The organism is Nocardia wallacei (assembly GCF_029869545.1).
GTDB classification, from domain to species: Bacteria; Actinomycetota; Actinomycetes; order Mycobacteriales; family Mycobacteriaceae; genus Nocardia; species Nocardia wallacei_A.
This window is the reverse complement of the sequence record NZ_JARWQD010000104.1, coordinates 1-12,359: the sequence shown is the minus strand read 5'-3', so window position 1 is coordinate 12,359 and position 12,359 is coordinate 1. Positions and strand designations below refer to the sequence as shown.

Genomic DNA, 12,359 nt, shown 5'->3' with positions numbered 1-12,359 from the left:
CGCTGACCCTGCTGCCCCGGATGACCTCCCGCGCGGCCGCGCGCTACTACCAGACCGGGGAGAAGTTCGACGCGGCCGAAGCGCAGCGGATCGGGCTGATCACCCTGGCCGTCGAGGATACGGCGGCCGGGGGGGGCCGGGTGCGGGGGGTATGGGGTCGGCGCGGCCCCACGCCCGGATCCTCATGCATCAGGGCTCGGCCGGGATCGGCGGCAGCGCCGGGGAGGTGGAGGTGCAGGCCGACGATCTGCGACACACGGTCAACACCGTGCTCGGCCTGATCGCCGAGGACACCGGGCAGCCGTTCGAGCGCGTCTACGAGGACTCGCTGCACGACCGCTGGTTCACCGCGAGCCAGGCGCGGGAGTACGGCTTCATCGACGGCATCGTCGACTCGTTCCACCAGGTGATCCCGGAGCGGCAGCGCGTGGGAATCACGGCATGAGCAGCACTTTCGACTATTCGCGCCATCAGGAGGCCGCAGCATGACCAGCTACACCATTCCGAATGTCATCGCGCGCGACCCGCGCGGCGAGCGGATCATGGACGTCTACTCACACCTGCTCACCGAGCGGATCGTCTACCTCGGCACGCCGATCGACTCCGGTGTCGCCAATGCGCTCATCGCGCAGCTGCTGCACTTGGATGCCGAGAGCGCGGGACAGGAGATCAACCTCTACATCAACAGCGAGGGCGGCGACCTGCCCGCCATGCTGGCCGTCTACGACACCATGCAGCACATCTCGTCGCCGGTCGCGACGACGTGCGTCGGCCAGGCCATCGGCGTGAGTGCGGTGCTGCTCGCGGGTGGCGCCGCGGGACGCCGCAGCGCGCTCGGGCACGCCCGGATCGTCCTGCACCAGCCCGCGGCCAGCGGCCGGGGCGCCATCCCCGACCTGATCATCCAGGCCGACGAGCTCGTGCGCATGCGGGCCGAGATCGAGAACATCCTGTCCGAGCACACCGGTCAGGACATCGACACGCTGCGCCACGACACCGACCGGGACCGCGTCTTCACCGCCCAGGCTGCCATCGACTACGGCCTGGTCGACAAGACCCTCGGCCCGCGCGGCTGACCGGTCGCACGGAATCGGCGGCGGACAACCTGTCGGACGGCGGCGCTAGCCTGTGCGGTGTGGACGAGCTCGACGGTGTGGAGATCATCGCCTTCGCGAATGCCGAGGCATTCGAGGGCTGGCTGGCCGAGCACCACACCCGCCGCGAAGGGGTGTGGATCAAGGCCGCCAAGAAGTCGTCGGGCCTCGCGACGATCACCTCGGACGAGATGGTCGACGCCGGACTGTGCTACGGCTGGATCTCCGGGCAGCGGCGCTCGCTCGACGAGCAGTACTACCTGCAGAAGTACGTGCCGCGCCGCCCCCGGAGCCTCTGGTCGCGGGTGAACGTGGACAAGGTCGCGATGCTCACGGCCGCGGGCCGCATGCGCGAGCCGGGCCTGGCAGAGGTGCGCAAGGCACAGGAGGACGGCCGCTGGGCGGCGGCCTACGAGTCCCAGAAAACGGCAACCGTTCCGCCCGACCTCGCCACGGCCCTGCGAGCCGACCCGCAGGCAGCGTCGGCCTTCGAGGCCCTGGACAAGACCGGCCGATACCTGCTGATCCTGCCCCTGCTCCAGGCCCGCACCCCCGAGGCCGGACAAGCCCGTCTCACCCAGGCCCTACGGGCATTACGAAACCGCTCCGCGCTCAGGCCGCCAGGGCCATGAGGGTTGGGCCGGTGGGGCGGCCGGGGGCGGGGTGGTCGGGTGCGTCGGTGCGGGTGAGGTCGATGCGGCGGACCTTTCCGGCCACCGCGAGCAGGTCCGCGGTCGTTGCGGGGACTCCGGCGAGCATGGTCGGGAGCGCGTCGCGGCGGCGGGCGGCCGCGCGGGCGAGGGCGACTCGGCGCTGGCGCCGCAGTTCGTCGGCGACCTGTTCGGTGAGCCCGCCGAGGGAGGTGCCGAGGGCGCCTGCCAGCGCGGCGATCATCTCGCTCGAAGGCTCCTTGCGGCCGCGCTCCACCTCGGACAGGTACTGCGGCGAAACCCCCGCGCGCCCTGCGGTTTCCGCGAGCGTCTCGCTCTGGTCCCGCCGCAGGGAGCGCAACCGCTCCCCGAGCACCTCGCGCCACAGCGGTTCGCGGACCGTCTCGTCCGGCAACCCGGGCGATCGGTCGTCGCGTCCGCCGGGGATCGAATGAAGTCGCGGGTGCTCGGCCATACCCCGAGCGTAAAGTCTGCCCGCGGCATCGCGCCCCCTGATTCCGCTCAGAGCGTAATCAGGGGCGCGAAACCGTCAGCTGGGGCGGCCGATGGCGGCGGCCATCACCCGCACCGCCGACACCAGGCCGTCGATCAGGTCGCCCTGGCGCATCGAGCTGAGCGCGGCGGTGACGCCGAGCTGGCAGATGCGATCGTTGACCCGGTCGGCGACCTCGCGGCCGGAGCGGACCTCGACGGCGCGGTCGTTCGGCGAGACGGCGATGAGCACCGAACGCTCCGCCTCGGGGGTGGAGGGGAAGATCGCGTCGGCACCGCTGGCGGGCTCCGGGCGCAGGTCGCCGATGAAGACGTTGAACCGCACCTTGGTCGCCCGGGTGGCCTCGGTGAGCGTGTTGTCCATGATCAACCGTTCGGTGTCGCTGAACGGTGCCTCCTTGAACACGTCGCCGGATTCGTGCACGCCGGACACGCGCCCGCTGCTGGTGACGGCATATCCGCGCGGCAGGTCGGCCTCGACCACCGCGGGCCAGTTAGAACTTGCCACTTGCCCGGCCTCCGATCAGTTCCGACGCGGCGGATTCGATGGCCGCGTGACTACCGTGCGACCCGGCGGAAATGTCGTGACCGAACTTGGTCACCTCGTCGGTCGCACTCCACAGCACCGGGTCCGCGGTCCACTTGTCACCGAGATTGAAGTGGACCGGCTTCTCTCCGGGCAGCGGTTTGCCGAGATACGACAATCCGGCGATCACCGCGTAGATCACCAGCGGGATGCCGACAAAGATCAGCACTGTCTCGAGAATGCTCACAGCCCAACGGTAGACGATCCTCCCGACCGCGGCGCAGACCGGTGAACGTGTCGTGCTCACACCAGCCAGGCGGCCGCGTTCACCGGCAACCTGTTGCCCACGAGCGGCGCGCTGGACAGCAGCACCTCCCCCGGCGGCAGCGGAATCGGCTCGTCGGAGGCGTTGAGCGCGCAGACCAGACCGCCCGGCCGGCGGAACGCCAGGCACCCCGGCGGGCTGCCGTACCAGTCGAGTTCGTCGCCGGAGAATTCCGGACGCACCGCCCGCAGATCGATGGCCGCCCGGTACAGCGACAGCGTCGAGTCCAGGCGCTCGAGCTGCGCCTCCACGGTGAGCTCGGCCCATTCCGGCGGAATCGGCAACCACGGTGTGCCCGTGGTGAATTCGAACGGCGGCCGCCGCCCCTCCCACGGCATCGGCACCCGGCATCCGTCGCGACCACGCTCGGTGTGCCCGGACCGCTCCCAGGTCGGGTCCTGCAGCACCTCGTCGGGCAGGTCGTCCACGTTGGGCAGCCCCAGCTCGGACCCGTTGTAGATGAAAACCGCTCCCGGCAGCGCCAATTCGAGCAGGATCATCGCCCGCGCCCGCTCCACCCCGGCGCTGCCGCCGCCGTACCGCGTGACCTCCCGCTCGACGTCGTGATTGGACAGCGTCCAGGTGGCGCTGGCCCCCACCGCCGTCACCGAGGTCAGCGAATTGTCCACGGCGCCACGGATTTTCGCGGCGTCGAAGGGAGTCTCGGCGAGGCGGAAGTTGAAGGCCAGATGCAGTTCGTCGGGGCGCACATACTCGCCGAAGCGGATGTTGTCGTCCACCCACACCTCGCCGATCGACACCGCGTGCGGATACTCGTCGAGCACCTTGCGCAGGCCGCGATGGATCGCGTGCACGCCCGGATTGTTGAAGCGCGGATCGTCGTCGTCGTGCTTCAGCATCCGGGTGTCGACATGCTCCATATCGGGCAGGCCCGGCGGCTTGGCCATGCCGTGCGCCACGTCGATCCGGAAACCGTCGACCCCGCGGTCCAGCCAGAAGCGCAGCGTCTGCTCGAAATCGGCGGCGACGTCGGGATTTTCCCAGTTCAGGTCCGGCTGTTCGGCGGCGAAGAGGTGCAGGTACCACTGGCCGGGGGTGCCGTCGGGCTCGGTCACGCGGGTCCAGGCGGGCCCGCCGAAGATGCTCGGCCAGTTGTTGGGCGGCTCGGCGCCGTCGGGGCCGCGGCCGTCGCGGAAGTGGTAGCGCGCGCGTTCGGGGCTGCCCGGCCCGGCGGCCAGCGCGGCGGTGAACCACGGGTGCCGGTCGCTGGTGTGGTTGGGCACCAGATCCATGGTGATCTTGATTTCGCGATCGTGTGCCTCGGCGATCAGCTCGTCGAGCACCGCGAGATCGCCGAACAGCGGGTCGATATCGCGCGGATCGCTGACGTCGTACCCGCCGTCGGCCATCGGTGAGCGCATCACCGGGCAGATCCACAGCGCGTCGACACCGAGCAGTTCCAGATAGCCGAGCCGGTCCCGCAGGCCGCCGAGATCGCCGACGCCGTCGCCGGTCGAGTCGGCGAACGAGCGCGGATAGATCTGATAGAAGACCGCCGAGCGCCACCACGGCGCGGCGGAGGGATCGGTGGACGCCGCATCGGACCCGACCGCCGACGCGGCCCGCTCCCCGGGGGATGAAGGTGTCACAACGGGTAATAGTGCCAAAGATTTCCGGTAAAAGCCGCCCCGGGCGCGCGTGTTGGCGAGAACTAGCTAACCTTCAGCAGGAATCGGACATCCTCCGGTCCGGGCGCGGTTTTGCGCCACGCCCTCAGAACGGCGAGTTGACCAGCGAATTCGCCGCCATCTCCAGGTAGTCGAGTAGTGCGCGCCGGTGCTCGTCGTCGAGCACCTCCGGTTCGATCTCGGCGACGGCGATCCGCATGCAGCGCAGCCAGGCGTCGCGCTCGATCGGGCCGATGCGGAAGGGCATGTGCCGCATGCGCAGCCGGGGATGCCCGCGCTCGTCGGAATAGGTGCGCGGCCCGCCCCAGTACTGCTCGAGGAACATGCGCAACCGGCGCTCGGCCGGGCCCAGGTCCTCCTCGGGGTACAGCGGGCGCAGCACCTCGTCGCGGGCCACCTCCCGATAGAAGGCCGCCACCAGGCGCCGGAACGTCTCCGCCCCACCGACCGCCTCGTAGAAGGATGTCGCCGTCTGCTCTCCGGAAGTCATAACACCGCCAGCATATCCGTGCCCCGCCCGGCTTCCCACCCGCTGCCGCGCGGCAACAGGTCGGCACCCGATCGGGCGATACGCGCATACCACCCCCGGGTGTAACCCGGCGTTCACGAACACCACAGCGGGAATGTGTCAAATCGGCTGGCAATGCTGGCGGTTCCATGGTCAACTGGTTGGCAGTGTCTGACCGGATACCACACGAACCGGACAAATCGAATTCGGGGTTCCCATGAAGCAGCGGCACGGCGCCCGGTCGCACGAGGCGCGGACACACCGACAACTCCAGCCCGCCGACGTCCACAATCGTGGGTCGGGGGCTTCTCCGCTGCATGTTCTGTCCGATAAACGTTCCGCTCCGGGTGCACATCCGCACCGCACCGTCGAACCTGCGCCGAGCGTCGCCACCTGGGTGAAGCGCCGGGTGCTGCTTCTGAACGCCACCTACGAGCCGCTCACCGCACTGTCCGCGCGCCGCGCCGTCGTGCTTCTGATCTGCGACAAGGCCGATGCCGTGCACCACAATCCCGATGGTCCCGTGGTCCACTCCGCGGGCGCGTCGGTCGCCCTGCCCTCGGTGATCCGCCTGCGCAACTACGTCCGCGTGCCCTATCGCGCCCGGGTCCCGATGACCCGCGCGGCGCTGATGCACCGCGACCGCTACCGCTGCGCGTACTGCGGCGGCAAGGCCGAGACCATCGACCATGTGATTCCGCGCAGCCGCGGCGGGCCCCACACCTGGGAGAACTGCGTCGCCTCCTGCGCCCCGTGCAACCACCGCAAGGCCGACAAGCTGCTCGCCGAGCTGGGCTGGACGCTGCATCACCCGATGGTGGCACCGAAGGGCCCGCACTGGCGGCTGTTGTCGACCACCGCCGAGCTGGACCCGGTGTGGTTGCAGTACCTGGGCGAGGGCGCCGCGTAGGTCGCATTCTCACGCAATTGAGAGCACTGCTCTTGACAAAGCGGTGACGGGCGCGCATGCTTGTCTTCAGTTAGAGAGCGCCGCTCTCTAAAGCGAGAGGAGCACACAAATGTCCGAGCTGCATGTCGTCACCGGCGCGGGACCCGTCGGCACCACCGTCGCCGAGCAATTGGCCGCGGCGGGGAAGAACGTCCGCATCCTGACCCGATCGGGGAGCGGCCCCGACCATCCCCTGATCGAGCGGCGGCGGGTGGATGTCACCCGGCGCGAACAGCTTTCGGCGGCCGTCGACGGCGCGGTGGCGGTGTATCACTGCACGCACGGGTCGAAATACGCCGCGCGCACCTGGTGGGCCGAGCTGCCCGCCGCCGAGCAGACCGTGCTGGATGTGGCCGGGCAGGCCGGAGCCGTGGTCGCCTTTCCCGAGAGCCTCTACTCCTACGGCCCCGTGACCGAGCCTATGACCGAAACCATGCCTCGCACAGCCGATTTCGGGAAGCCCGCCGTGCGGGTGGCACTACTGAAGGCGCGCGCGGAGTCACCGACCCCGACCGTCAGCGTGGCGGCCTCCGACTTCATCGGCCCGCACGTGCGGATGTCGCATGCCGGTGAGCGCATGGTGCCGAACATCCTGGCGGGCAAGACCGTTCAGGTCTTCGGCAGGCCCGACGTGCCGCACTCGTTCACCTACATGCCCGACCTCGCGGCGGCGATGATCGCGGCCGCGGCGGACCGCGCGCTGTGGAACTCCTTCCTGCACGCCCCGACCGCCCCCGCGGTGACGATCCGCGAACTCGTGGCCGCCTTGGCCGCGGCGGCGGGCGTGCCCACTCCGAAGATCCTGGCGCTGCCCGGCTGGGTCCTGCGCACCGCCGGGCTGGCCAACGGCATGATGCGCGAATTGGCCGAGATGAACTACCAATTCGAGCGCCCCTTCGAACTGGACTCCTCGGCCAGCGAGCAACGGCTCGGCCTGCGCCCGACCCCCATCGACGAGGTCGCCCGCGGCACCGTCGCCTGGTGGAAAACCGTTGTCGCCCAGGACAACAAGCCGCTCGCCGCGTGACCGCCGCGATTCCGGCACTGACCGACGTTGGTCAGCTGTATTCGCTGGCTTGGATGGCCCAGGTTCCTGGTTCGAGCGCCTCGAAGATGTGGGGCTGGTCGCCGGGGTATTTGATGTAGTCGCCGGGGCCGAGTTCGACCGGGGCGTCGGCCGGGCCGACCAGGGCGCGGCCCGCGGCGAGGATCAGGTGTTGGACCTCGCCGCGCGAATGCGGCTCGGACTGGCGCGGCTCGCCCGGCTCGGCGGAGATCCGGTAGATGTCGCGGCGGGCGTTCGGCGGGCTGGCCGCCAGCAGCGCCACCTGGTAGTCGGCCTGCGAGGAGGCCAGCACCGGCCCCTCCCCCGCGCGAATCACCTGGACCTGCGGGCGCGGCGGATCGAGCAGGCGCGAGAACGGGATGCCGAGCGCCACGCACAGCGCCCACAGCGTCTCGATGCTCGGATTGCCGACGCCCGATTCCAGTTGCGACAGTGTGGATTTCGCGACACCGGCACGGCGCGCCACCTCGGTGAGCGAGAGGCCGACGCGGCTCCGCTCGCGGCGGAGAGCGGCGGCGATGGCCTCCTGCGGGGGCGCGGACTGGGCGGCGTCGTGCTCGGTCATGATGGCTTCAGACAGTACCTCGGGTCGAGATTGACGAGCCCCGGCCACTGCGTTCAATATAGTAGACGTGCGTTCGATATGGCGAACACTCGATCGGAGTGACCTCACCGGTATTGCGACCATCTGCCTGGCGGTCGTGGCCATCGGCGTGTCCTACGGCGCCTCCGCCGTGACCTCCGGCCTGCCCGCCTGGCTGCCGCCGCTGCTCAGCGTGCTGGTACTGGCAGGGGGCGCGGAATTCCTGTTCGTCGGGATCATCGCCGCCGGGGGCGGCCTCGTGGCGGCGGTGTTCGCGGGGCTGGTGGTCAACGCCCGCCACCTACCGTACGGGCTGGCGGTGCCCGATGTCGTCGGCACGGGGTGGCGGCGGCTGATCGGCACGCACGTCATGAACGACGAGTCGGTGGCGCTGGCCCTGGCCGAATCCGATCGCGACCGCCGCCGCGCCGCCTTCTGGCTGTGCGGGCTCGGGGTGCTGCTGGCCTGGCCGCTGGGCGCCGTGCTCGGGGTCGCGATCGGCGCCGCGGTCCCCGACCCGAACCGCTTCGGCCTGGACGCGGTGTTCCCGGCGGTGCTGCTGGCGCTGGCTCTGCCCGCGGTGCGTGGCGACCGGCGCACCCGCCGCGCGGTGCTGGCTGGCGCGGCCGTGACGGCGGGGACCACGCCCTTCCTCGGCGCCGGGCTGCCCGTACTGCTGGCACTGCCCGCCGTGCTGCTGGCCCTGGGCCGCGAGGATGCGGCCGATAACCCTGCGACTCAACGAGATTCGAAAGCTACGAGGCGATAGACCGTGAACACCACACTGATCGCGGGCGCGCTCGCCCTGGCGGTGGGCACCTACGCCATCCGCTTCGCGGGCCCGGTCCTGCGCCGCCGCATCACCTTTCCCCCGCGCGTCACCCAGCTCCTGGAGGTCGGCTCGGTCGTGCTGCTCGCCGCCCTCGCCGTCACCGAACTCGTTCCCACCGGCCACAGGGCCGGATTCGCCCTCCCCGCAGGCGTTCTCGTCGCCGTCGTCCTGGCCTGGCGCCGCGCCCCGCTGATCGTGGTAGCCCTGTCCGCGGCGATCACCACCGCCCTGCTCCGCCTCCTCGGCGCCGCCTGAGGCCCGCGGGCGCCGGGACCAAGCTCCTGGGTGGTCGGTGCCGTGCTACCACTTCCGTCGTGGATCAGCATGATGTTGTCGCTCGCCATCCCGCCATCCTCGCGCAGCGGGCCGGGATGCCTTGCGGCACATGGTGGTCAACGGGGCATCAGGGGCATGCCCGGGCCGCGGCGGCGGGCCACCGAGCCGTAGCGGGCGTCGAGGCGTAGCCAGGTGCGGGCGGTGCGGACGCGGACGATCTCGGTGGGGGCGATGCGGCGGGAGTCGGCCTTCTCGCCGGAGTGCGGGATGAAATCCATTGCGGTGAGGGTGAATACGACCCGCATCGGCACCTCGACCTCCTCGCCGCCGCCGGTGACCGTGAGCACGGTCTGATCCAGCAGCGACACCGGCGGGCCGAGGCCGCTGCCGTGTTCGGCGGCCACCTCCTGACCGCGCTCGGCCAATTCCACCAGGCTGCGCGCGGGGACGTCGTCGACGTGCACGAAACCCGTCGTCGGCGGCAGCGCGGTGCGCCATGAGGAATCCATCGAATAGCCCAGATCGATCGGGCCGCTCGCCCCCGGCCCGGTCAGCCCGGACAGCAGCGTGTCACCGCCGACGGTCACGTCGTCGACGCCCAGGTCCGCGACCACGGTGCGGACCGCCAGCGCCTCGAAACCGGTGGCCACCCACGCCGAGACGAACCGGTCACCGCGCCGCCGCAACCGGATGACGGCCGCCGGATCCAGCCGCACCGCCCGCGCGGCGAAGGTCGCCAGATTCTCCCGTTCGGCCGGGTCGGACACCCGCAGTGCCCGCTGGTCGGAATGATCGAATCCCGGCATCATCGCCGCACCGCCCATGCCTTCCGCACCGGCCGCGCGCTCAGTCGGCCTTCCACTGGGCGAGGTATTCGCGCTCGGGCGCGGTCAGTCGGCGCAGGCGCTGGGTGTCGATGTCGAAGGCGGCCAGCTGGGTGCTGGCGATGACGGCGGGCGGCGAGTCCAGGGCGGCGCCGTTCGCGCGGACCTCGTAGCCGATGGTGAAGTCCACCGCGCGCAACTGCTCGATCCACATCGCGATGTCCAGCGGCGTGTCCTCGTGGCGGAGCTGACCGCGGTAGCGCACGTGCAGATCGGCGAGCACGCAGCCGGAGCGCAGTCCGGACGTGGGGCGGTCGTCGAACAGCCACGGAATCCGCGCCTCCTCGAGCAGCGTCACCATCCGGGCGTGGTTGATGTGCTGAAAGACGTCCATATCCGACCAGCGGACGTCGACCTTGGCGTGAAAACGTTTGGGCAGCACGGCGGTACCGGCCGTCTTCGCGAGCCCGTTCACCGAACCGACACTCGTCACACTTACCTCCGATCGCATTGCCGTTCCGCCGCGACACTGCCTCCGGAACCGATTCAGCTATCCAGTATGCCGGGTACAGCGGGCAGCGCCGGACCGGGTCACGACTGCGCCACCGGCGTCATCTGCGATCCGGGCCGGTCAGCGCCCGGATGTGCGGTTTTCTGTGAGTTGGCACAACGGCCGCGTCGCCCCCTACCCGGATCGGTAGGGGGCGGCGGTCGCTTCTCAGCGCGGCACCTCCGATTGCGCTCCCACGCCGCTGACCATGCTGCGCACCTGCCGCGCCGCCACCGACAGCGTCGCCAGATCGTGGGTGCCGGATTCGAACAGTTCGGCCAGCGCGGCGCGGGCGCGCCCCAGGCGGGACTGGTTCTTCGATTCCCAGTACGCGATCTTCTCCTCGGCCGTCTCCTCCGGATCGCCGCCGGAGAGCACGTCCAGCGTCAGCGAGCGCAACGAGCCGTACATGTCGTCGCGCAGCGCCAGCCGGGCCAGCGCATGCCAGCGATCGCCGCGTTCGAGGTGGCTGACCGCCTGCAGCAGCCAGTCGATCTTCAGGTGCTCGTTGAGCGCGTAGTACAGCGCGCCGACCTCTTCGCCGCTGCGGTCGGTGATGTCGGCGATATCGACGACATCCATCAGCGGGAACAGGTTGAGCAGGCCGAATACCTCGGTCGCGAGCCGCTCGGGGACACCGCGGGCGATGTGTTTCGCCGACTGCTCCTCGAGCGAATGGACGTGGTGGCCGCGCAACCAGCCCGGCACCTTGGGCGCCAGCTCCCGCACCGCTCCGCTGTACCGATGGATCTCGGCCCCGACCGCGATCGGCTGCGGGCGGTTGCTCAGCAGCCAGCGCGACGCCCGGTCGAGGGTCCGTTTGGTCTCGAGCTCCAGGTCGTCCTTCACCGCGGTGGCGATGTCGGCCGCGCGGATGCGGTTCCAGATCGACGACAGGTCGAAGATCTCGCTGGCCGCGGCGAAGGCGCGCGCGGCATCGGTGGCACTGGCGCCGATCTCCTCGTTGAGCCGATGGGCGTAGGTGATGCCGCCGAGGTCCACCATCTCGTTGATCACCATGGTGGTGACGATCTCGCGGCGCAGCCGGTGCCGCTTGATCGCGGCCCCGAACCGCTCGCGCAGCGGCGTCGGGAAGTACCGGGGCAGCCGGGCGGAGAAGTACGCGCTGTCGGGCAGGTCCGAATCGAGCAGATCGGTTTTCAGCGACAGCTTCGCGTGCGCCATCAGATTCGCCAGTTCGGGGGAGGTGAGGCCCGTCCCGGCCTCGGCGCGCCGCTTGATCTCCGCATCGGACGGCAGCGCCTCCAGCTCACGGTCCAGCCCGCGGCGGGATTCGAGGTCGGCGATCAGGCGCTTCTGCACGTTCAGCATGCGGGGTGCCTCGGCCCGCGACATGCCCATCAGGAAGTTCTGGGAGACGTTGTCCTGCAACACCATCTCGGAGACCTCGTCGGTCATCGAGGCCAGCAGCGCATTGCGCTCCGACGACGCCAGCTCCCCGCTGGAGACGACCCCGTCGATCAGCACCTTGATGTTGACCTCGTGGTCGGAGCAGTCCACACCCGCCGAGTTGTCCAGCGCGTCGGTATTGCACTTGCCGCCGTTGCGGCAGAACTCGATGCGCCCGTGCGCGGTGAGGCCGAGATTGCCGCCCTCGCCGATCACCTTGACCCGCAAGCTGTTCGCGTCGACCCGCACCGCGTCGTTGGACTTGTCGCCCACCTCGGCATTGGATTCCGTCGACGCCTTGATGTAGGTGCCGATGCCGCCGTTCCACAGCAGCCCGACGGGCGCCCGCAGGATCGCCCGGATGAGCTCCGGCGGCGACATCGACGTGATGCCCTCGTCCAGGCCGAGCGCGGCCCGCGCCTGCGGGCTGATCGGCACCGACTTGACGGTGCGATCCCACACGCCGCCGCCCTCGCTGATCAGCGAGGTGTCGTAATCCCGCCACGACGAACGCGGCAACGCGAACAACCGCCCCCGCTCCCGGAACGACCGCCCCGCATCAGGATCCGGATCCAAGAAAATATGCCGATGATCGAACGCCGCC

General features: G+C 70.1%; 15 protein-coding genes and 1 pseudogene. 7 read left to right on the top strand and 9 right to left on the bottom strand.

Annotated features, from left to right (window positions below; all coding sequences use genetic code 11):
• Window positions 1–157: 157 nt before the first annotated feature.
• The 3 genes and pseudogenes from QH290_RS06935 to QH290_RS06925 form a co-directional block, all read left to right on the top strand.
• Window positions 158–445 (top strand): annotated as a pseudogene (locus QH290_RS06935) (ClpP family protease); the annotation flags it as partial.
• Window positions 446–485: 40 nt separating this feature from the next.
• The gene (locus tag QH290_RS06930) at window positions 486–1,076 is read left to right on the top strand and encodes a ClpP family protease (protein ID WP_280268758.1); all 591 of its coding nucleotides are present in this window, start codon (window positions 486–488) and stop codon (window positions 1,074–1,076) included.
• A gap of 59 nt (window positions 1,077–1,135) precedes the next feature.
• Window positions 1,136–1,726 carry a YdeI/OmpD-associated family protein gene (locus QH290_RS06925; RefSeq protein ID WP_280268759.1) on the top strand — a complete coding sequence of 197 codons (591 nt, stop codon included), beginning with the start codon at window positions 1,136–1,138 and terminating at the stop codon, window positions 1,724–1,726.
• On the opposite strand, the gene QH290_RS06920 is transcribed toward QH290_RS06925, so the two are convergent.
• The 5 genes from QH290_RS06920 to QH290_RS06900 form a co-directional block, all read right to left on the bottom strand.
• On the bottom strand, window positions 1,707–2,219 hold the full coding sequence (locus QH290_RS06920) for a helix-turn-helix domain-containing protein (RefSeq protein WP_280382288.1): 513 nt from the start codon (window positions 2,217–2,219) through the stop codon (window positions 1,707–1,709). The genes QH290_RS06925 and QH290_RS06920 overlap by 20 nt on opposite strands.
• A gap of 75 nt (window positions 2,220–2,294) precedes the next feature.
• Window positions 2,295–2,765 (bottom strand): DUF5130 domain-containing protein, encoded by a 471-nt coding sequence (locus QH290_RS06915; protein ID WP_280268761.1) that lies wholly within the window; start codon window positions 2,763–2,765, stop codon window positions 2,295–2,297.
• Complete coding sequence (ctaJ, locus tag QH290_RS06910; RefSeq protein ID WP_280268762.1) at window positions 2,752–3,030, bottom strand: aa3-type cytochrome oxidase subunit CtaJ; 279 nt, start codon at window positions 3,028–3,030, stop codon at window positions 2,752–2,754. Before ctaJ ends, QH290_RS06915 begins: the two co-directional genes overlap by 14 nt.
• Before the next feature lie 56 nt (window positions 3,031–3,086).
• On the bottom strand, window positions 3,087–4,610 hold the full coding sequence (locus QH290_RS06905) for a glycoside hydrolase family 13 protein (protein WP_280382289.1): 1,524 nt from the start codon (window positions 4,608–4,610) through the stop codon (window positions 3,087–3,089).
• Between the two features lie 232 nt (window positions 4,611–4,842).
• Window positions 4,843–5,247: a globin gene (locus QH290_RS06900; protein ID WP_280268763.1), complete on the bottom strand. Its 405-nt coding sequence runs from the start codon at window positions 5,245–5,247 to the stop codon at window positions 4,843–4,845.
• A gap of 235 nt (window positions 5,248–5,482) precedes the next feature.
• Here QH290_RS06900 and QH290_RS06895 point away from each other — a divergent pair, with 235 nt between their 5' ends.
• On the top strand, window positions 5,483–6,175 hold the full coding sequence (locus QH290_RS06895; RefSeq protein ID WP_280268764.1) for an HNH endonuclease: 693 nt from the start codon (window positions 5,483–5,485) through the stop codon (window positions 6,173–6,175).
• Window positions 6,176–6,284: 109 nt separating this feature from the next.
• Window positions 6,285–7,241, top strand: a complete 957-nt coding sequence (locus tag QH290_RS06890) for an NAD-dependent epimerase/dehydratase family protein (protein WP_280268765.1) — start codon at window positions 6,285–6,287, stop codon at window positions 7,239–7,241.
• Between the two features lie 31 nt (window positions 7,242–7,272).
• Here QH290_RS06890 and QH290_RS06885 read toward each other — a convergent pair whose 3' ends face one another.
• Window positions 7,273–7,845, bottom strand: coding sequence for a helix-turn-helix domain-containing protein (locus QH290_RS06885; RefSeq protein ID WP_280382287.1), 573 nt, complete (start codon window positions 7,843–7,845; stop codon window positions 7,273–7,275).
• A gap of 67 nt (window positions 7,846–7,912) precedes the next feature.
• Here QH290_RS06885 and QH290_RS06880 point away from each other — a divergent pair, with 67 nt between their 5' ends.
• Together QH290_RS06880 and QH290_RS06875 are read left to right on the top strand one after the other, a co-directional pair.
• Window positions 7,913–8,632, top strand: coding sequence for an AzlC family ABC transporter permease (locus QH290_RS06880; protein WP_280268767.1), 720 nt, complete (start codon window positions 7,913–7,915; stop codon window positions 8,630–8,632).
• A 3-nt stretch (window positions 8,633–8,635) separates the two neighbouring features.
• A complete protein-coding gene (locus QH290_RS06875; RefSeq protein ID WP_280268768.1) occupies window positions 8,636–8,950 on the top strand; it encodes an AzlD domain-containing protein in 315 nt (104 codons plus the stop codon).
• A 137-nt stretch (window positions 8,951–9,087) separates the two neighbouring features.
• Here QH290_RS06875 and QH290_RS06870 read toward each other — a convergent pair whose 3' ends face one another.
• From QH290_RS06870 to QH290_RS06860, 3 genes are all read right to left on the bottom strand, one after another.
• The gene (locus tag QH290_RS06870) at window positions 9,088–9,780 is read right to left on the bottom strand and encodes a DUF8010 domain-containing protein (protein ID WP_280268769.1); all 693 of its coding nucleotides are present in this window, start codon (window positions 9,778–9,780) and stop codon (window positions 9,088–9,090) included.
• 37 nt (window positions 9,781–9,817) lie between these two features.
• Complete coding sequence (locus QH290_RS06865) at window positions 9,818–10,306, bottom strand: acyl-CoA thioesterase (protein ID WP_425301845.1); 489 nt, start codon at window positions 10,304–10,306, stop codon at window positions 9,818–9,820.
• A gap of 207 nt (window positions 10,307–10,513) precedes the next feature.
• A partial coding sequence (locus tag QH290_RS06860; protein ID WP_280382286.1) for an NAD-glutamate dehydrogenase domain-containing protein occupies window positions 10,514–12,359 on the bottom strand: 1,846 nt, incomplete at its 5' end.